Genomic DNA, 19,995 nt, shown 5'->3' with positions numbered 1-19,995 from the left:
GTTATTTTTCGAATTTTTTATCTATTTCTGTTAACGTAAGGGTTTGGATCACAGGCCTGCCGCTGATGCTAAAGTTAGGTGTTTTACAAGCAAATAACTGCTCAATTAAAGTGTTCATTTCTTCCTGTCCCAAACTTACCCCATTTTTTATCGCACTATTTCTCGCCATGCTACGCGCTAATGCATCACGTTTGTCTAATTTAAGTTCTTGCTGTGAATTTTTAAAGCCTTCTATTAAATGTTCAAACAATTGTGTTTCATTAATATTTCCGCTACCCAGGTCTACAGGTATACCTTCAATCACTAAGGTGTTCTTCCCAAACTCGCGTACTTCAAACCCAAGGCTTTTAATATCTTCCAACAAACTTTTGGCAAGTTCGTAGTCGTTAGGGCTCAAGGTTACGGTTTGTGGAAACAAACTCTGCTGAGATGCACCTTTGCGATCTTCCAGGTGAACCAGGAATCGTTCATACAAAATGCGTTCATGCGCGGCCTGCTGATCGATGACCATCAATCCCGATTTGATCTGCGACACGATATATCGGTTATGCACCTGCATCAATTGCTTTTGCAGGGGTTTAAAATTATCGTCTTGGTTAGCGGCACCATCCAGCCCCATGGTTGCCTGTTCCACTGTATCGTGTTTCACAATATCGTATAACGAGCCCCAATTTTTGTTACCCGCACTCTTCACATCAAAGCCACCTCCATAAGATTGGGTCCGCGCTGTGCTTTTTTCGCCGGCAAAAGGATTGAAATTCGGATTGAAACTTATGGTTGGCGGAACAATATCTTCCGGTGCTTTAGGGGTAATCATGCCACTGAAACCAGTTTCCACGTCAAAATCTATGGTAGGGCTGATGTTGAATTTACCCAAAGAGCGTTTAACAGCAGAATGGATAATGGCATATATTGACTTCTCTTCCAGGTATTTGATCTCTGTTTTCGTCGGATGCACGTTTACATCAATCTTTGCAGGATCAATATCAATAAACAATACATAAAGTGGGAAGTTCTCCTCTGGTAACAACTCCTGGTAAGCTTTATTGACAGCATGGTTTAGGTAAGCATCTCTGATAAACCTGTTGTTCACAAAAAAGAACTGCTCCCCGCGTGTTTTCTTCGCAAATTCGGGTTTACCAATGTATCCTTTAATATTAATGATGGATGTTTCTTCCTCTACAGGGATTAATCGTTGATTGTAAGTATTTCCAAACAGGTGGATAATCCTTTGTTTGAGTACTGCAGCCGGCAAACGGTAAATTTCGACGCCATCGTGATGCAGACTAAAAGTGATTGCCGGATTGGCCATGGATATCCGCTGAAATTCTTCAATAATATGGCGCATCTCTGCCGGGTTACTTTTTAGGAAGTTACGGCGCGCTGGGGTGTTAAAAAACAGGTTTTTAACGCATATACTGGTTCCTTCCGGTGTAGCTACCGGCTCTTGTTTCACAAAGTTGGCCCCTTCAATTTCGATCAGTGTACCAATCTCATCTTCATAGCGGCGGGTTTTCATCTCTACCTGTGCAATGGCAGCAATAGAAGCCATGGCTTCGCCACGGAAACCCATGGTACGGATGGCAAAAAGATCTTCCGCCTTTCGCACCTTTGAAGTCGCATGCCTTTCAAAACACATGCGCGCATCGGTTACACTCATCCCACAGCCATTATCTATGACCTGGATCAGCGCTTTGCCCGCATCTTTCAAAATAAGTTTTATTTTATTCGCCCCTGCGTCTATCGCGTTCTCTAATAGTTCTTTTACGGCCGATGCGGGTCTTTGGACCACCTCTCCTGCTGCAATTTGATTGGCAACGCTATCGGGTAAAAGTTGTATAATATCTGACATTTATTATCTTCGGTAAAGGTTGCTAATTTAGCTAAAATAAGCCTTATACTAAGGTGTTTTCTTTAATTTGAATGTAAATTGGGAAGTCGCCGCTTCAATTTATACCTTTAAACCCATGAACAAACTTCTATCCAGTCTCGCCCTTGGGACGCTGCTATTGAGCAGCTGCTTTAGTCAAAAAGCAGACCTCATTGTTTACAACGCTAAAGTATACACGGTTAACGAAGGCTTTGATACCGTACAAGCCTTTGCCGTTGCAGATGGTAAAATTATTGCCCTGGGTACCGACGAAGAAATAAAAAAAACCTATTCTGCTAAGGAAGAGCTTAATGCACAGGGAAAACCTGTTTATCCTGGGTTTATAGATGCACATGCCCATTTTTATGGTTATGGCGAAAGTTTACAAACAGCAAGTTTAAGAGGGACTCAAAGTTGGGAAGAGGTTTGTGAGCGACTGACAGAATTTGCTAAATCGCATCCTGATGGATGGCTGATCGGTGAAGGATGGGACCAGAACGATTGGAAGTCGAAAGCGTTTCCCGATAAAACGCAATTGGACAAATTGTTTCCAAATCGCCCGGTATTGTTGAGAAGGATTGATGGGCATGCGGCAATTGCAAACCAGCAAGCGCTTCAGGCAGCTGGAATTACTAAGAGTTTTACCCTAACCGGGGGAGAAATTGTAGAGAAGGATGGCAAACCCACAGGGCTGCTCATTGACAATGCTGTAGATTTAGTGGCAGGAAAGATACCTCCAGCTACCGCTGCCCAGGCAGAAAAAATATTACTTGATGCACAGGAAAAGTGTTTTGCAGCAGGATTAACCACTATCGATGATTGTGGCCTCGATGCACCACAAGTTGACCTCATTGCTTCTTTACAGGAATCGAATAAATTAAAAATGCGTTTGTACGTGATGTTATCGGACAAAAAAGCCAATTACGACTATTTATTTAAACGCGGTGCCATCAAAACTCCACGGTTAAATGTACGCTCTTTTAAAGTATATGCTGATGGTGCCCTGGGATCACGCGGCGCATGTTTGTTACACCCCTACCAAGACATGCCTAACAAATCAGGTTTCCTGCTGAGCGACCTTAAACATTTTGAGGAAGTAGCCGGAAAAATTGCCAAACATAACTTCCAGATGTGTACTCATGCCATTGGCGATTCTGCCAACCGCAGCATCCTCAAGATTTACAACAAAGTATTGGCCGGAAAAAATGATAAACGCTGGCGTATTGAACATGCACAGGTTGTAGCGCCCGAAGATTTCCCCTTGTTTGCGTCAGCAAGTGTCATCCCCTCAGTACAACCTACACATGCAACTTCCGACATGTACTGGGCGGGCGATCGCTTAGGTAAAGAGCGTTTGAAAGGTGCTTATGCCCTAAAACAGTTAATGGATCAAAACGGCTGGCTACCACTTGGAACAGACTTCCCGGTAGAAGATATTAACCCCATGTACACTTTTTATGCAGCGAGCGTTAGAAAGGATGCTAAGAACTACCCCGAAGGTGGCTTCCAGATGGAAAACGCCTTAACCAAAGAGCAGACATTAAGAGGCATGACCATTTGGGCAGCTAAAGCTAACTTTGAGGAACATGAAAAAGGAAGTCTGGAAAAAGGGAAGTTCGCCGACTTTGTGATACTGGATAACGACCTGATGACCGTTGCACCAGCCAACATGTTGAACACACAAGTATTAAAAACCTATATTAATGGAGAAAAAGTCTATGAAAAGAAATAACCTGTACCGCTTGCTGGGCATCAGTATGGTTGCTTTGTCAACCTTCAGCGCCTGCGCACAGGAGCATCGAACAAATACACAACGTCTTGCACAAACGAATGCCATCATAAGTAACACCGTTTTATTAAACAACCAGGAGAACCTGATACCCTTACGTAACTTAAGCGATCATCAGATCGCCTCGGTGAGCCTGGGCTACCATAACCAGTCTACAGTTGACAGCTTACTGAACAAGTATGCTAAAGTAACTCCTTTTTCTGCAAGTAATTATGTGGCCGGCGCCACGTTGAATGAACTGGAAGATGACCTGAAATACTTCAACACGATTATTGTCACCATCGCTGATCAGGACGCCAAAAACGGCCGCTACCTGAATTTTATCAGCTCCATTGCAAAATCAAAAAAGGTGATCGTCTCTTTATATGGCCAGGGAAGTGCATTGACTTCCTTCGACAATTTGCAGTCGCCAATCATCTGGGCATCCTCCAATACCATAGCAGCAGCAGCAGTTGTTCCGCAAATCATCTTTGGTGGCATCGCTGCTAACCAAAAATTGCGTAACAATTTTTCAGGCAAATACATTGCAGGCTCAGGTTTCAATACCAGCGTCAGTCGTTTAAAATATACCTTACCAGAAGATGCTGGAGTAAATAGTGACAACCTTAAAGAAATTGACCAGATAGTTGCCGAAGCCATCAGGGCTAAGGCTGCCCCAGGCATGGTGGTTCTCGTAGCAAAAGACGGAAAGGTGATTTTTAATAAAGCTTATGGTAACCACACTTACGACAGTAATGGCTTACCCGAGAAAGTTACTGATATATTTGACCTTGCCTCGATTACCAAGGTCATGGCAACCACCCCTACTGTGATGCGCTTAGTGGAACAGGGAAAATTACAACTGGACACCAATGTGGGTGCCTATATCCCTAAAGCACGTCTTTCGCCAATGAATAGCATCAACGTGCGGGAAGTGATGTTACACCAGGCAGGCTTTATCCCCTTTATTCCTTTTCAAAACTTTGTTAAACCAACAGACCACAGTAGTGATTCTACTGCCGCTTTCCCTACCAAGGTAGCCGACGGTTACTACATTAGAAAAGGTTATTTCAACGACATGATGTGGCCTAAGATGTTAAATTCACCTATTAAAACCAGGGGGAAATATGTGTATAGTGATATCAGCATGTATGTAATGAAGGATATTGTGGAACGCATAAGCATGAAACCACTAAACCAATATGTGGCCGACAACTTTTATACACCTTTAGGTATGCAAACTGCAGGTTTCTTACCACGCAATCGCTTTTCACCCAGCCAGATTGTACCAACAGAAAAGGACACTTATTTTAGAGATACTTTGTTAACGGGTTATGTGCACGATCAGGGTGCTGCCTTAGTTGGCGGCGTATCTGGCCATGCTGGTTTGTTTGCCAGTGCGAACGACTTAGCCATCATGTACCAGATGTTATTAAATAAAGGAACTTATGGTGGTGAGCAATACCTGACCCCGGAAACAGTAGATATGTTTACCGTTAAAAACAGCAACATCAGCAGACGCGGATTAGGTTTTGACAGATGGGATCCAGATACGTCTAAAGAATACCCTTCTAAATTAGCATCGCCGCAAACTTACGGTCATACCGGATATACAGGCACCTGTGTATGGGTGGATCCAAGCCGAGGACTGGTTTATGTGTTTTTGTCTAACAGGGTACACCCAGGGGTATCGGAGATGTTAGGAAAGTTGAAGGTGAGGGGACGGATACAGGATGTGATAAATAAAGCCATTGATTTAAAAATTCAATGATCTATTCGAAGGCTGAAAAGTTTTGCGAAGAGCAAAACCCTTCTAGGCCTTTTCATAGACATTGAATTTTTTCCGGAAGAGTGGGAAAGAAGTTTCCGCAGTGGCTAATGACACACGGTGTTTAATATCAAAAATACAGCGGTAAATTAAAAGAAAAGACCAGTTGATTTTTTCAACTGGTCTTTTCTTTTTTATTCAAATAACACGTCTAAAACTTTTTTGAAAGAGCACTCAAATTAAGTATCACCTTCGGCTCTGCGTAAACCATCTCTTCCTGCATTTTCGGATAAAAATACTTATTCGATAAAAAGGCCTAGAAGGGTTTTGCGCTTCGCAAAACTTTTCAGCCTTTGAATCGAAAAGAATTTTTACTTTTTCAACCCTTCCCTCGGATAAAAATACTTATTCGATGAAAAGGCCTAGAAGGGTTTTGCGCTTCGCAAAACTTTTCAGCCTTTGAATCGAAAAGAATTTTTACTTTTTCAACCCAATCTCCCTCAACCTTTCGTCCAAATACTCCCCTGCGGTCATGTCTTCATAAACTTTCGGATGTTCCGCATCAATACAAGACTCCAAACTCGTCAGGTCCATATCCGCTCTGGGATGTAAAAAGAAGGGTACAGAAAAACGTGATGTTTTCATCAGCTCCCGTGGTGGATTTACCACCCTGTGGGTTGTAGAGCGTAACTTGTTATTGGTTAACCGTTGCAACATATCGCCAACATTTACCACAACATCAGAATGATGCGCTTTTATTGGCAACCATTCGTTACTGCGGGTTAACACTTCCAATCCGTCTGCACTAGCGCCAATCAATAAAGTAATCAGGTTAATATCCTCGTGTGCACCGGCACGAACCGCATCATCAGCAATAAGCGCTGGATTTTCGATAGGGAAATAATGTATACCCCTAAGGATGGAGTTCCCGTTGTGTACATGCTGATCGAAATAGTCAATCGGCAAACCCAGGTAAGTAGAGATGGCACGCAATAAATGTTTACCATTATCCTCTAATTTCTTGTAAACCTCCATGGTGATGGCGTTAAACTCAGGTAATTCCTCCAGAACTTCATTTGCCGGATATTTGTCCTTCACCGGATCACCATCCGTTACTTCCTGACCGATCTGCCAGAATTCTTTTAAGTCGGCCGTCTTAGCACCTTTAGCCGTTTCCTTTCCCGGACTTGTATACCCTCGCTGACCAGCTAATTCTGGTTTCTCATACTTAAATTTGGTTTCTTTTGGCAAGGCAAAAGCAGCCTGGATGTTTTCATAGAGTTTATCAATCAATTCCTGACTTACGCCATGGTTGGTAATGGTTACAAAACCAGAATCATTAAAAGCTCTACCTAGCTCATCTGAAAATTGCTTGCGTTCCTGTTCTGTTCCATTGATATATGAACCTAAATCTAAACAAGGTATGTAAGGTGTGGACGTCATAATTTCTTTTCTTGTGATGGATTCAAAATTAGGAAACAATTGTTAATAAATAACGGATTTAAAAGAAATCTAATTCTAATAAACTCATCCAAAAGCGATTAAGTTATCCACAAATATGTCACGAACTTCTTCCCAGTTTAGCAATTAAATATCAGTTAAGTGTAATTAATGCGGATAATTCAACACCTTAAAAACTAAACCGTCGTCATATACGTAACTTTAATAAAACAAACACGAGATGAGATATTTAATAATGATGGCTATAATCCTTTTTTCTTTTAACGACGCAAGTGCTCAACAAAGGAAACTCGAGAAAGCAACTTTTGGGAATGGTTGCTTCTGGTGCACAGAAGCAGTTTTTGAACGTCTAGCCGGCGTTACAGCAGTAAGGTCAGGATATGAAGGAGGTGCCATTGCTAACCCTTCTTATGACGAGGTATCAAGTGGCATCACCGGCCATGCAGAGGTGATTGAAGTCACTTACGATCCAAAAGTATTAACTTATGAAGAGCTACTGAATGTATTCTGGAAAACGCATGATCCGACAACCTTAAACCGCCAGGGAGCTGATGTGGGTACACAATACCGTTCCGTAATCTTTTACCATAACGACACTCAGAAAGCATTAGCACAGAAATACAAAAACGAACTAAACAAAATCAATGCTTTCGGTAAACCGGTGGTGACTGCAATCGATAAAGCGAAAACTTTTTATGTTGCCGAAAAATATCACCAGGATTACTTTAACAACAATAAAAACCAGCCCTACTGCCGTTTGGTGATCCAGCCAAAACTAGAAAAGCTAGAAAAGGTTTTTAAAGGAAAACTAAAGCCGAAACCATAAAACACTGTCGGAATATTCGTAAAAACAAATGAGATGATGCGAATATCCAGTTTATGCGCTGGCTAGCGTATAATAATCAGGTAACACAATAGCAAGCGAGGCCGAATAATTAGAATGCCCCAAAAAGTTAAACACTATTTGGGGCATTCTTTAGGAGTAGAACATGGTCTTTTTCGTTAAAGAACTCCTGTCTGTGTAGATCCGGAACATGAATGACTCCAATCTAACTGAATATTACGTCTATAAAAAAGAAACCTAATTTTTACCTTTACCAAGCGCCAACACCTTAAGTATCTTATGAAAAATAGCGGTATTGGAATAAGCACCAATAAATTCAAAAGATTGCGGGCCATAGGCATACACTGGTACCATGATATTAGTATGATCGTTTGTACTGAATTCACCAAGCACACTTCCTTGTTCCGCAGATGCTTCCAATAACGTCAGTCCCCCGGTTTCATGATCCGCTGTAACCAGCACCAGGGTCTCCCCATCTTCATCTGCAAATTGCAAAGCTGCAGCGACTGCTTTATCAAAATCATGCAATTCAGTCACCACATAAGGTAAATCATTCGCATGCCCCCCGTAATCTATCTGTGCGCCTTCTGCCATAATAAAAAAACCTTTTTTACCCTGAGCCAGAAGCGAAATGGTTTTATTTAAAGACTGCACAAGCATATCCCCTCTACCATCCTTTATGGGCCTGGTCGCACTATCAGCCAATAACACCAATTGTTTTCCCTTGGTTTGTTGCTTAAACTGATCCATGGATCTGCTCCAGGTATAACCTTTACCATTAAGTGAAGACATTAAGGATGTATCCGCATTGGCGATGAAATTTTTCCCACCAGAACCTACCAATATCTCTACACGGCTATGGAGTAAATCCTTGGCAATGGCCTGGTTAAAAGACCTGTCTGTTTGATGCGCATAAAATGCGGCAGGCGTGGCGTCTGTAACATCAGCAGAGCTGATAATGCCACTTTTCAAACCATAATGTGCTAACGTATCAGGCAGGTTAGTTCTATTTTTGTCATCAGGCCCCATACCGATATAGCGATTGTTGGTTTTCTCACCCACAGCCATAGCTGTAGCTCCTGCTGCGGAATCCGTATTTCCAGAATTTGAAGCAGATGTTTCCGAGAAACCATGGTGACGTATCATCGTCATGTTCAGATTTCCGTGGTTGGCTATCCAGCCAGCATGGACCTGTGCTAAGCCCATCCCATCGCCAATAAGCAAGATCACATTTTTAACTTTCTTCTTCGTACCATCCGATTTGTAAGTAGGCTGGTATACAGGATAAGTCACTGGATTGGTATAACTGAGTTTATCTTTATGCTGATAGAAATCATGCAGACGTTTGGGTTGGTCGGTATTGATCCAGTCTACCCCAAGACGTTTCAGTTCTAACCAGGTATTCGGACCATCTGCCGTGCCCCAAAACCTGAATGGCTTTTGTTGCTGGTGTGCTTTTTCAACAATGCTTTTCAACTTCTGTTTATCCGCATTTGTTGGTGTTCCTTTGCCATTCCAGGCTGTATGATTTTTGATATCATCGCTAATCATCACCACCCGTTTCAACTGTGCTGGTGTATATTCAATGTTCGGTCTCCCATCAAAAAAGATGTACTCAGGATAATTTTGAAATGCTGCAGGCAGTGGCATATCACCACTAATGGCAATCGTTATGGCTTTCGCATTTTTGGTCTGATCAAAAACAGTGTTAAACGATTGAAGCTCTTTGATCAGTACTGGTAAAACATGCTGGTAATCTTCCTTGACATCAATCACCAACTGTAGTTTCTGTGCAGGATCCGGGTAAGGTGTATTTCCATTCTTCACATAAAATTCCGCCAGCGGCTGTAGGTAAAGCTTTCTTAAGGTAGCATCCTGACTAATCTCTGTGCTATCGTGTGCTACATACAGCTGACCATTTTTTAGAAAAACATCAGCTTCTATAGAACCCATGCGGGCCTGGTAGGAGCTTAATAATGGAATAGGCTGATGATAGTCGTTATGACTATGACCGTTATGAAAAGATACCCCTGTTTGGGCCTCCACCTTGCTAAAAAGCAGGCAAAGGCTCAGGGTAAATAGTATTAGCGTTTTTTTTACCATCCGATATTTTGTTTGATCACTCCATTACTGTTGTCAATTTCTCTTTGCGGCACAGCCATTCCGCATCACCTGCTCAGGCGCTATCCAACTGGTTAGCTGAGTAAGCTTTAATTAAAACCACCTCCGCAAACCGAATTAAAGGTACATTTAAATCTGTAGTCTGATCATCAACATGTGGATTTGCATAATGAAGCGGGCACTTCGGTATAAATAAAAACCCCCGGCAACTAAAAGTAACCGGGGGTTTTTTATGCAAAAGACTTCAATCCTTAAGGAAATTTCACGCCTCTGTATTTAGTCACATCAACAGTTGGTATGCTTGAACCATATTTCCCATTGATCGCTTTAATAAAAGCATTTGCAGTAATTGCATAACCCATTGGTGTCAGGTGGATCCCATCTAATGAAAACAAGTTACCGGTGATGAAAGCAGAACTTACCTCAGCACCATTCACCATTTTACCAATCAAATGACCGCTGGCATCTGTAGCACTATATTCCCTTAACATGTCAAAAGCATCTACTAAGGCTAGGCCTTTTGAAGCAGCTACACTTTTAATGGTATTGTTATAAGAATTGACGTAGTCATTAACTACGGCCACTTCATCCTTATCTAACACCCATTTACTTTCAATTGGGTTAAGCGGGTGTAGGCCGTAAGGAATACCTGCTGCACTTGGAACACCAATTACGTTGGCTGAACTCAGTGTTAGGGTAAACAAATCAGCTGCTGTAGCTGCTCTGGTTGCACTTGCACCGGTTTTAATATATAAAGCAGTAACCGACGCGCCTGCAGGTGTAGCCTTTACAGCCGCCAATAAACTATTTAAGGTAACTGTAGTAAAATATGGCACTTTAGTTACATCAGGAATTGTGGCTACAACACCCTTTGCACCACTAGCTGTTAACTTGGCAACAGCTGCATTGTATAAGGCATTAAAGTCGCCTTTAGGGGTTGGCACATCGCCGGCACCACCACTGGTGGCATAACCTAAAATGTCGTTGTTGCCTAACCACATGCTAAAGAAAGTAAAAGGTTTAGCGGTAACAAAATCAAGGTAGGTTGTATTATTAGCACCTGCATTTCCAGGAAGCAGACGCTCAAAGAAACCATTCAAATTGCCGTATGGTGCATAATTAACATGCATCAACTTAATGCCCGGAACGCCGTAGTTTTCTACTTCACCTGTATATTTGGTGTATAGTACTACGTTTCCGAAACCTGGAATTGCTTGCTGCCCACGAACAGCCAGGTTGGCCGTTTCTGTAGCCGTAATAGGCGTACCATTAGGATTAAATCCGCTTAATTTTAAATAACCAGAGCCGTTAGACTGTGCTTCATTAAAAAACGGACTGGTAAAATTACCACCACCTACGCTTTTTAACTGCTGTGCAATCATTTCTGGAAAGGAGTTTTTCTGGCCATCCAGGTACAATCCGCCGTCGGCATAACCTGAGGTCAATGAGTTACCAATGGCAATATACCTGGTAAAATCTGCTGTCCCTTTTGTTGGAACAATCGTATCAACTGATGGTTTACAAGCGGCTAATCCCAGAATGGCGACAGCCAGCAAGCTTTTATATAAATATTGTGATTTCATGATGTTCTGGATTGATAATTAGAATTTATAAGATAAACCGATGCCAGGGATGTAAGCTACCGTTTTGAAGGTGCCACTTAAGCCCGTTTCGATATTGGTTTCAGTTCTGGCCACAATGTTTTCATATAAAAATGAAAAGTCTATGCCTAAACGCTCAGTCGGCTTAAATCCAACACCTGCACTTAACAATAGTCTATTAGCATCTGGAACTTCCGGAGTTACATAACCTTTACCTACTGGTGTAAAAGCATAACCAATACCTGCTCTTAAGGCAATGGCCTCTGTTGTTTGGTTTTCAACACCTAAACGTAAGGTTGCAGAATCATGGTAATTACGTGGAGACCTGGTGTTTTCAACACGGTCATTGTTGTTATATTCAAAAGCAAGCTCTTTGTATTTATTCCAGTGTACCCAGTTCACATCAACCGCAATGGTTGTTTTTGCTGAAGGATAAAATCCTAGACCTAAGGAAGTAGTTGCTGGCAATGGCAAATCAGCATTAAACTTTGTTGGGAAACCGCCTGCCAATGCTGCAGGAACGTCAAATATTGCATCACCCTCTTCAACTGTAGCCGTAACCTGCGAGCGGTGTGTTACACCAATGGAAACACCTGAAACCGTTTCCACATAAATACCGGCGTTCCATCCGAAGTTATGCGAATCACCCTGTAGTTTTGCCGTGGCCGATTGTCCATTGTTTAACGTTAACGGCACTGCGCGCCTTAAATCAACTTTACCCATAGAATAAACCAATCCACCACCAATACCAACATGATCAGATAGTTTTATACTTACCGTTGGTTGAATATAGATCGCATGTAAATCAAGAGAAGTCACCGTATACTTACCACTCCAGTTCTCATCCCAATGCATGGCGCCACCAAAAGGGGTATAAGCACCTAAACCAAATCTTATACGACCATCAGGCTTGCCGAAAACAGCATAAGCCTGAAAAGGCGTAGGCACTTTGCTTTTATTATGTTCTAAACGGTCGGATCCCGCTTCATTAAAAACTGTTTTTAAGAAAATCGGACTAACGCCACCTTGAACGCCATTTTTCTTTAAGAAAGAAACTGCACCTGGGTTAAAAAATACGGCCGCCTCGTCCATGGCAACACCTGTACCGGCACCCGCCATTCCAATTTGTTTTTGTCCTTGAAGGTTCACCTGGAAAGATTGAGAGAATCCCCATACAGGTATAACCATTAAAAAACTGAGTAAAATCTTTTTCATGATATCTGGTTGTTTGTTAAATGTTATGCTAACATAGTTTAAAGATAACTTATGCATGCATAACAAAGAAACAATTTTTCATTTAAAAGTCAAAAGAGTTATGGCGCATCTTTTAAGCATGCAGCCGTGATAACTTTACAGCGCGCTGCTAAGCAGAAAAGCCTGATCATGGGCTTAACGTAACAATAATAACACAATTAGAATATTAATATGAGTTTGATCCAAGCCTTAAACTGGCGTTATGCAACTAAAAAAATGAATGGCAATGCTGTTCCTCAAGACAAAGTTGACCAAATTATAGAAGCCGCACACCTTGCCCCTACCTCTTCAGGTTTGCAACCTTTTAAAGTAATCGTCATCACCAATCCTGAATTAAAAGCTAAAATAGCTGAACTTGCCTACGGTCAGCAACAAATTATAGACTGTTCCCACCTGTTGGTTTTTGCTGCATGGGATCAGTATACTGAAGAAAACATCAGGGCTGTATTTGCCCATGCCAATGCAGAACGTGGGTTGCCAGCAACTGCAACTGCCGACTATGAAAACACGCTGATTACTACTTTAACTTCAAAAACTGCAGAAGAAAATTACCACCATGCAGCAAAACAATCTTATATCAGTTTTGCAATGGCCATTGCAGAAGCAGCATTATTAGAAGTTGACGCAACGCCAATGGAAGGATTTGATGCCGGTAAACTTGATGAATTACTAGACTTAAAAGCCTTGAATTTACGTAGCACCACGATGCTTACTTTGGGCTACCGCGATGAAAATGGCGATTGGTTAGTGAACCTAAAGAAAGTTCGCAGTCCATTAACTGATTTCGTTGTAGCATACTAATCCCTATTAATTCTTTTATTTGGCCGTAAGGTGTGGCGCCAGGTATAAATGTCAAAATATGTTAAAGCCTGGCTAAAATGAAGAAGCTAAGGCCTTAAATGAATATATTAGCAAAATCAATCGTTAATTTACATTCATGAAGTATTTAAAATTTGTATCTGCTCTGATCTTAGTCCTAAGTGGTTTACACCTTACGGCCTTTTCACAGCAAGACACGACAACTTTAAAGAACATTATCAACAAAACCAGTAAAATACCTGAGTTATACCCTGTTGAGAAAGTGTACTTGCATTTCGATAAACCATATTATAGCGTTTCTGACACCATCTGGTTTAAGGCATATTTAACCACAGACCAGAATATGCCATCGCCACTGAGTAAAATCGTGTATGTCGATATCATGAACAGTCAGGATTCCCTGGTCAGCACACTTAAATATCCGGTCACCAACAGCATGGCTTATGGTAATCTTCCCCTAGACCCACTTACCTTTAAACAAGGCAACTACTATGTAAGGGCCTACACCGTGTGGATGCTGAATTTCGATCCTGATTATTTCTTCAGCAAAACCATTCCAATTGGTGCGGCTGTAGATAAAGAATTGCTCACCCATTTTAGTTACGAAACCAGCAATGCTGATAAAGGGCAGTTGATTAATGCCCGTATTCAATATAAGAATGGAGAAAAACAACCTTTAGCTAATAGAGCCGTCAACTGGAAAGTGATTTCGTCATTTGAAGAGGTAAGTAAGGGCAAAGGAACTACAGACCAAAACGGCTTTTTGAATGTGAGTATTACACCACGTAAAAACCAGGTGATTAAAACAGGCCAGCTTGTGACAGACATTACTGTTGCCGACAAGGAGACTCTGAATTCTAGCTTTAAGTTTGAAGCCATTGATGCTGTTAATGATATCCAATTTTTCCCCGAAGGCGGTGAACTGATTCTGGGCGTACCTACACAGGTTGCTTTTAAAGCAGTTAATGCTAAAGGATTAGGTGTAGATTTATCAGGAACCATTACAGATCAGGATGGCAACATCATTACCTCTTTCAAATCAGCTCATCTAGGTATGGGTGCATTTTATGTAAATATGGAAGAAGGGAAAACCTATAAGGCGAACATCAACTTTAAAGATGGAACAACTAAAACTGTTGATTTACCTAAACCGGTGGCCAGCGGAATTGCCCTGCAGGTGAACAATAGCAATCCAGAAAATATTAACTTAAAAATTGTTGCCAATAATACCTTCTTCGAACAAAATAAAGAAAAAGGGGTGTATATCGTCGCTCAAAATGCCGGCGTGATTTATTATGCTGCACAAACCGCTTTAATGAGCCAGGTAACCGCCGCTAAAATCCCTAAAAACAAATTCCCTTCTGGAATTATACAAATCACCTTATTTTCTGCCGCCGGACAGCCGGCAAGTGAAAGGTTGGTCTTTATTTTACGCCAGGATGCCATGACATTAAATGTTAAAACGGATTTGCCTAGCTATAAGCCACGTCAGAAGGTAAAGATGACGGTATCGGCTAAAAATGCAACAGAACAACTGGCTGGTCACTTCTCCGTAGCGGTTACTGATGAGCAAAAAGTTCCGGCTAACGAAGATGCACAAACCACCATTTTAAGCGAGATGCTTTTAGGTTCAGACCTTAAAGGTTACTTGGAAAAGCCGAACTATTATTTCAATAAAACGGATGATAAAAAACTGGCGGATCTCGATCTGCTGATGTTGACCCAGGGTTACCGCCGATTTACGTACAGTGATATTCTGGCCGGGCGTTATCCGAAGGTGACCATGCTTCCAGAGCAGGGCATGAACATTAGCGGAACGTTACGCGACCGCACCGGAATGCCGGTTAAAAAAGCAGGTTTACGCTTAACCATTCCAGGAAGAACTTACTCCGCAGAAGCACTTACAAGCCCATCAGGTGTATTTAACTTCCAAAACTTAAGTATCCCAGACTCCTCGCAAGTAGTCATCAGTGCAAAATACGGCACTAACGGCAGCAACTTGATGATTATGGTGGATCCTGCCCCCTTTCCAGAAATGACTCATAACATCAATAAGGTGGAGGAAGTGATGAACATTGACAGTACTTTAAATAATTACCTGAGCAATAGCAGAAAGCAATACAGTCATTTACGACAGTTGAAAGAAGTTAAAATTACCGGTGCGCCGATTAAAAAGGTGAGCCATGCTGATTATTCTGCACTATCATCGCTACCTATGATGGCAGATCATGAACTAGGTCCAGAGCGCTTTTCAGGCTGCAATGATCTGCTTAGCTGTTTAAGAACCATGGCTACAGGCTTAACATTTGAAGAAAATAACTTTTATATCAGTCGTGATTTTTTAGCCGGCAAAAGAGTACCTGTGCAAATCTTTTTGGCAGGCAGCCCGGTTGATGCGTTTTCTATTAGCAGTGTTAACATCAATGAAATAGAATCTATTGAAATCTTTTTAAGAGACGAACTTGGTACAGTAAACCGTACTTACGGAACAAATGGGGTCATCTCCATCAACATGAAGAAAGCACCTGTGGGTAAAAAGATGAGCATGGAAGAACTAAGGAAATTATTACCTAAGGAAAACATGGTGACTCTGGAACCTAAAGGCTTCAGTAAACAAAGAGAATTTTACTCACCTAGATATACGACTCCAAATAGTACGGCAAAAGATTTAAGGACCACCATATACTGGAATCCAAGGATAGTAACGGATGAAACCGGAGTGGTAACCTTTGAATTTTATAATGCGGAGGGTAAAGGAACCTATAAAGCTGTATTAGAAGGCTTGGACAAAAACGGCAACCCCGGCCGTTTTGTCTTCCGCTATACGGTAAAATAAATCCCGGAACACCGGGGAGCAACCAAATTAATGTGGTTCCCCGGTGTTTATTTCATGTGTACATTTTAAACCCTCTGTTGTCATTTCCCAAGTGGTGTACTCATGGTCTACACCATCTTCCCGATTGCATGCCCATGAGCCGTACTGTGATAAATAACGATCCAGATCCTCATTCAACATCAACTTAGTACCAACCGGCACTTTTACCGTTACTTCCACTTCCTGGTTACGCCAGTTGGCTGCTTTATTCAGGTGCAATTTAGGATTGAAGCGAAGCAACGAATCCTGTTGCACAAAGTCGTAAGCAATATTCTGTGCATTCCTTAAGGCCATTTCAAAGTTCCGGCCTTGCGCACTGTAGTTTTGAGTGATCGAAACTTTATCACCAAGGCTCTTCTCAATATGAATACGCACATTTTTCGGTTCATCAAAAGCCCCATCGTAGTCCTGTAAAATCACCCTGCCCTTATTACGGTCTGCCTGAATCTGGTATTTCACACTATCTTCTTTAGAAAAAAAGCGGGAATTATCCATCTCCAGCGTATATACCGGGTATGGCGTCAAAGTCGTTTCCTGTGTAAACTCTGCCTCTTCTTTAAACTCGGCGCTTACTTTGGCAACATAAAAAATCGCAGTACATACACCAAACAACCAGATGATCAATAAGCCGAAAGACACAGAACGGTGAATGGGACGACCGTTAAATGCTGCCCTGAATGTAAACAGGATTAAAGCCAATAATGGAACGGCAATGGTAACAAACGCAGCAAACAGGAGAAAAGGAAGGTGATGCGCAGCTACCATACTGAATGGAAAGTAGTCATTGGCACTTCCATCAAAAAAACCTAAAAAGGTAGCTAACATCACGACTACGCTCAGCAACATCATGGCCGCACAAAAGATGATGAACCCAGCAAACAGTTTAAAAATAACTCTTCCGGATCCCGTTAAAAACTTTCCCAGCAAATCCACCATTTCTTTAACGAAGCCTCCAGAACGTTTTATAAGCTCGTTGTTTTCAACCTCTTCCTGAAAATTACGGATAAACCCTTGTAAATTAACCGGTTCACCTTTCATGTACATCTTTTCAGAACGGGTAGCCGCACGGGGAACAATGATCCACATCACCAGGTAAGCCAGAAAGCCTGCACCCCCAAAGAATATTAAAATCAGAAATGCTAACCTGATCCAGCGGTCTTCGATGTTCAAAAAATGACCCAAACCAGCACATACCCCGGCCACCATGCCGTTCTCGGTATCACGGTATAACCTTTTGATAACAGGAGCCTCTAATGGTGCAGATGACCCTTCTTCTTCGGCTTCCATGTTTTCGAAATCACGAACCGTTCCCATTTGTGCAATAATCAACTGCACATCTTCTATACTGATGGCTTGCTTCTGTTGCGTAAATAAGATCTCCCGAAACATCTCAGCAATCCGGTTTTCTATATCGGTTACAATTTCAAAATCGTCAGCGCCTTTTGCAAAATGCGACTTGATTTCATTCAGGTAAGCCTTTAACAGCTCGTAGGCATCTTCCTCAATATGGATGATGGAATTACCAATATTTATGTTTAGCGTTCTTTTCATTTCTTTGTCTGTTTAGAAGTTTCAATTGCGTAGGCTAATTCTTGCCAGGTGGTGTCTAATTGTTTCACTATGCCCCTACCTACGTCGGTCAGTTCGTAGTATTTTCTTGGCGGCCCAGAGGTAGATTCTACCCAATTATAACTCAACAAGCCATTATTTTTTAAGCGGGTTAATAAAGGATAAAGTGTACCCTCTACCACCAGCAACTTCGCCGATTTTAGCTCAGCGATTATATCCGATGCGTAAATCTCTCCCCGAGAGATTATCAGCAGCACACAGTACTCGAGTATGCCCTTGCGCATTTGTGTTTGCGTATTTTCTGCTATCATATAACAAAGATATATGTTTTATATAGTAATATGCAATACATAGTACTGTATAAATTATTAATTATTGTTTATCTTATTGATTTACAGCAAATTATTTTTAATAATCATGATTTAGCCTACGGAATGGCGAGGAATTTTGGAGAGATTACACCTTATTTTTTCTTTTACGGTAATTTGTACAGGTCAATACCTCAGTGTGGGCTAAATTATACATCCCTTAAGAAACAGGAAGTTACACATGTGCTTCACAGAAGGCATTTTTATAGCATTTAGTATTAATTAATAGAATTGGCGTGCAGTTTGTACTAAAATGAATAACATCAATACAAATACCTATGATCATTAAAACCCACCCTATTTTTACGATTTTTGCCAGGCATAGTGTAGAAAAAAATGTTAAAGTCACAAGAAAACTCACTCATCAGGACTGGATAGTTATTGATCGTATTGTTGTAACTATGTTGTTTACTTTTGCGATCATTGCCGCTATCTTATTTTCTATATAAAAAGAAAAAAGGTTGCCAACCATCCCGTTGACAACTTCAGCAGCACATGTATAAGAATTACAGTAACAGCGAATCGATACGGTGTGCCTGCAGGCAATTATTTTTTACCGACCAGGAGAAAATGGTGAAATGACCATCCTGGGAAGCCACCAATGCCAGGGCATCTTTCTGATCAAACACAAACTGTGCTGCCGATAAGTGCCGGGTACCACCGACTTTTGTGGCCGGAATGATTTTAGCACCTCCACCCACCACAGGTTCACTATAGGACAATTCTTCCAGAATCTCTTTCCCTTTAGCCCTGCCTATTTTAACACCAAAAGAAAGCAATTCGTATTGATCATTGACAACGGTGGCGCCATCAATGGCAGTAAGCCCCGCCAGGTGGTCTACCTCACGTTTCAAGGCCGTTTGCCAAAAAATCTGGCTCGCTTCTTTCCTTTCCTGCGACAGTAATTTAGACAAACTGCCAAAGGCAGGTTGTACACCGTAGAGTATTGGTTTTACAATAGACTGTAGCCAGCTGTTATTTGACGATGGAACTACCAGTAAAGTACCTCCACGCTGGTGTGCACGCATAGACACGGCCAGCTGTATCAATACATTAACCGAATCGTTCCAATAAGAAGGTGCGGTGAGGTCTAATAGCGTTAATAACATGGTAGGCCAGTCGTGCGAACGCGGCGACGTGGTATCAACAAACTTAATCTGTTCGCCTTTGAGTACTGCAAGGTTTGTGTATTTACCAAAACCATAAATGCGGCGGTGTTTGATCACCAGTAAACCAGGCTCAGAAACATCCAGTATAAAGCAAAAATTGGGAATGATAATCGTGGTGCCCCATACATACAATTGTCCATCTTTATGCCATACCCCAATGTGAACACCGGCACGCTCCACACCCGGGGCAAACTTGGTGAGCATGGTCGGGTTTAAAGGCAAGGTATGTTTTAACAATAAGGGACTACCCGCTTGTTCTGGCGGAACAAAAGCAATGGATATTTTTGTATGATGACCTTCCTCTTTACGCAGACTGGCCCAAAACGCAGCATCGAGAATCTGCTCCACAAATCGGGCTTCAGGAAGGGGGGCCAGGTCTTCTTCACCACTTTCTTTTGCAGCCTGTAAATGTTGTGCAAAAATCGTTTCCAATTGTGGAGCAACAATCTTAGCTGCCTGATAGGTGGACTGGTAAATCATGGAATAAAGTTAGCATATTTCCAATATA

At 41.7% G+C, this 19,995-nt stretch carries 13 protein-coding genes; 5 read left to right on the top strand and 8 right to left on the bottom strand.

Annotated features, from left to right (window positions below):
- Nucleotide 1 precedes the first annotated feature (1 nt).
- Nucleotides 2-1,852, bottom strand: a complete 1,851-nt coding sequence (gene mutL, locus IWX76_RS09440; RefSeq protein ID WP_196859649.1) for a DNA mismatch repair endonuclease MutL — start codon at nt 1,850-1,852, stop codon at nt 2-4.
- A gap of 115 nt (nt 1,853-1,967) precedes the next feature.
- Between mutL and IWX76_RS09435 the strand changes: the two genes are divergently transcribed.
- Both IWX76_RS09435 and IWX76_RS09430 read left to right on the top strand, forming a co-directional pair.
- Nucleotides 1,968-3,602, top strand: a complete 1,635-nt coding sequence (locus IWX76_RS09435; RefSeq protein ID WP_196859648.1) for an amidohydrolase — start codon at nt 1,968-1,970, stop codon at nt 3,600-3,602.
- Entirely contained in the window at nt 3,574-5,409 is a 1,836-nt protein-coding gene (locus IWX76_RS09430) for a serine hydrolase domain-containing protein (RefSeq protein WP_334641588.1), read from the top strand. The genes IWX76_RS09435 and IWX76_RS09430 overlap by 29 nt, the downstream gene beginning before the upstream one ends.
- A 474-nt stretch (nt 5,410-5,883) precedes the next feature.
- Here IWX76_RS09430 and IWX76_RS09425 read toward each other — a convergent pair whose 3' ends face one another.
- On the bottom strand, nt 5,884-6,849 hold the full coding sequence (locus IWX76_RS09425; protein WP_196859647.1) for an isopenicillin N synthase family dioxygenase: 966 nt from the start codon (nt 6,847-6,849) through the stop codon (nt 5,884-5,886).
- 238 nt (nt 6,850-7,087) lie between these two features.
- Here IWX76_RS09425 and msrA point away from each other — a divergent pair, with 238 nt between their 5' ends.
- Nucleotides 7,088-7,693, top strand: a complete 606-nt coding sequence (gene msrA, locus IWX76_RS09420; RefSeq protein ID WP_196859646.1) for a peptide-methionine (S)-S-oxide reductase MsrA — start codon at nt 7,088-7,090, stop codon at nt 7,691-7,693.
- Between the two features lie 255 nt (nt 7,694-7,948).
- Here msrA and IWX76_RS09415 read toward each other — a convergent pair whose 3' ends face one another.
- The 3 genes from IWX76_RS09415 to IWX76_RS09405 all read right to left on the bottom strand — a co-directional run bounded on the left by IWX76_RS09415 (nt 7,949) and on the right by IWX76_RS09405 (nt 12,648).
- Nucleotides 7,949-9,814, bottom strand: coding sequence for an alkaline phosphatase (locus tag IWX76_RS09415; protein ID WP_334641587.1), 1,866 nt, complete (start codon nt 9,812-9,814; stop codon nt 7,949-7,951).
- A gap of 269 nt (nt 9,815-10,083) precedes the next feature.
- The gene (locus tag IWX76_RS09410; RefSeq protein ID WP_196859645.1) at nt 10,084-11,415 is read right to left on the bottom strand and encodes an SGNH/GDSL hydrolase family protein; all 1,332 of its coding nucleotides are present in this window, start codon (nt 11,413-11,415) and stop codon (nt 10,084-10,086) included.
- 18 nt (nt 11,416-11,433) lie between these two features.
- The gene (locus tag IWX76_RS09405; RefSeq protein ID WP_196859644.1) at nt 11,434-12,648 is read right to left on the bottom strand and encodes an OmpP1/FadL family transporter; all 1,215 of its coding nucleotides are present in this window, start codon (nt 12,646-12,648) and stop codon (nt 11,434-11,436) included.
- A 210-nt stretch (nt 12,649-12,858) separates the two neighbouring features.
- On the opposite strand from IWX76_RS09405, the gene IWX76_RS09400 reads away from it, so the two are divergent.
- Complete coding sequence (locus IWX76_RS09400; RefSeq protein ID WP_196859643.1) at nt 12,859-13,488, top strand: NAD(P)H-dependent oxidoreductase; 630 nt, start codon at nt 12,859-12,861, stop codon at nt 13,486-13,488.
- 136 nt (nt 13,489-13,624) lie between these two features.
- Nucleotides 13,625-16,342 carry a carboxypeptidase-like regulatory domain-containing protein gene (locus IWX76_RS09395; RefSeq protein WP_196859642.1) on the top strand — a complete coding sequence of 906 codons (2,718 nt, stop codon included), beginning with the start codon at nt 13,625-13,627 and terminating at the stop codon, nt 16,340-16,342.
- 27 nt (nt 16,343-16,369) lie between these two features.
- On the opposite strand, the gene IWX76_RS09390 is transcribed toward IWX76_RS09395, so the two are convergent.
- The 3 genes from IWX76_RS09390 to IWX76_RS09380 all read right to left on the bottom strand — a co-directional run bounded on the left by IWX76_RS09390 (nt 16,370) and on the right by IWX76_RS09380 (nt 19,967).
- On the bottom strand, nt 16,370-17,932 hold the full coding sequence (locus IWX76_RS09390) for a PspC domain-containing protein (protein ID WP_196859641.1): 1,563 nt from the start codon (nt 17,930-17,932) through the stop codon (nt 16,370-16,372).
- Nucleotides 17,929-18,261: a PadR family transcriptional regulator gene (locus IWX76_RS09385; protein WP_196859640.1), complete on the bottom strand. Its 333-nt coding sequence runs from the start codon at nt 18,259-18,261 to the stop codon at nt 17,929-17,931. The genes IWX76_RS09390 and IWX76_RS09385 overlap by 4 nt, the downstream gene beginning before the upstream one ends.
- 563 nt (nt 18,262-18,824) lie before the next feature.
- Nucleotides 18,825-19,967 (bottom strand): putative sensor domain DACNV-containing protein, encoded by a 1,143-nt coding sequence (locus IWX76_RS09380; protein ID WP_196859639.1) that lies wholly within the window; start codon nt 19,965-19,967, stop codon nt 18,825-18,827.
- Nucleotides 19,968-19,995 lie beyond the last annotated feature (28 nt).

Origin of the sequence: Pedobacter sp. CAN_A7 (genome assembly GCF_015752175.1) — a bacterium.
GTDB lineage: Bacteria > Bacteroidota > Bacteroidia > Sphingobacteriales > Sphingobacteriaceae > Pedobacter.
Note: the sequence above shows the minus strand (reverse complement) of the source record. Positions and strands in the feature narration are given on the sequence as shown.

Excerpts from the sequence above, each read along its gene's own strand:
- IWX76_RS09395 (WP_196859642.1), top strand. The coding sequence starts at position 13,625 with ATGAAGTATTTAAAATTTGTATCTGCTCTGATCTTAGTCCTAAGTGGT.
- IWX76_RS09385 (WP_196859640.1), bottom strand. The coding sequence starts at position 18,261 with ATGATAGCAGAAAATACGCAAACACAAATGCGCAAGGGCATACTCGAG.
- IWX76_RS09405 (WP_196859644.1), bottom strand. The coding sequence starts at position 12,648 with ATGAAAAAGATTTTACTCAGTTTTTTAATGGTTATACCTGTATGGGGA.
- IWX76_RS09435 (WP_196859648.1), top strand. The coding sequence starts at position 1,968 with ATGAACAAACTTCTATCCAGTCTCGCCCTTGGGACGCTGCTATTGAGC.
- IWX76_RS09380 (WP_196859639.1), bottom strand. The coding sequence starts at position 19,967 with ATGATTTACCAGTCCACCTATCAGGCAGCTAAGATTGTTGCTCCACAA.
- IWX76_RS09425 (WP_196859647.1), bottom strand. The coding sequence starts at position 6,849 with ATGACGTCCACACCTTACATACCTTGTTTAGATTTAGGTTCATATATC.
- msrA (WP_196859646.1), top strand. The coding sequence starts at position 7,088 with ATGAGATATTTAATAATGATGGCTATAATCCTTTTTTCTTTTAACGAC.
- IWX76_RS09430 (WP_334641588.1), top strand. The coding sequence starts at position 3,574 with ATGGAGAAAAAGTCTATGAAAAGAAATAACCTGTACCGCTTGCTGGGC.
- IWX76_RS09390 (WP_196859641.1), bottom strand. The coding sequence starts at position 17,932 with ATGAAAAGAACGCTAAACATAAATATTGGTAATTCCATCATCCATATT.
- IWX76_RS09415 (WP_334641587.1), bottom strand. The coding sequence starts at position 9,814 with ATGGTAAAAAAAACGCTAATACTATTTACCCTGAGCCTTTGCCTGCTT.
- mutL (WP_196859649.1), bottom strand. The coding sequence starts at position 1,852 with ATGTCAGATATTATACAACTTTTACCCGATAGCGTTGCCAATCAAATT.
- IWX76_RS09400 (WP_196859643.1), top strand. The coding sequence starts at position 12,859 with ATGAGTTTGATCCAAGCCTTAAACTGGCGTTATGCAACTAAAAAAATG.
- IWX76_RS09410 (WP_196859645.1), bottom strand. The coding sequence starts at position 11,415 with ATGAAATCACAATATTTATATAAAAGCTTGCTGGCTGTCGCCATTCTG.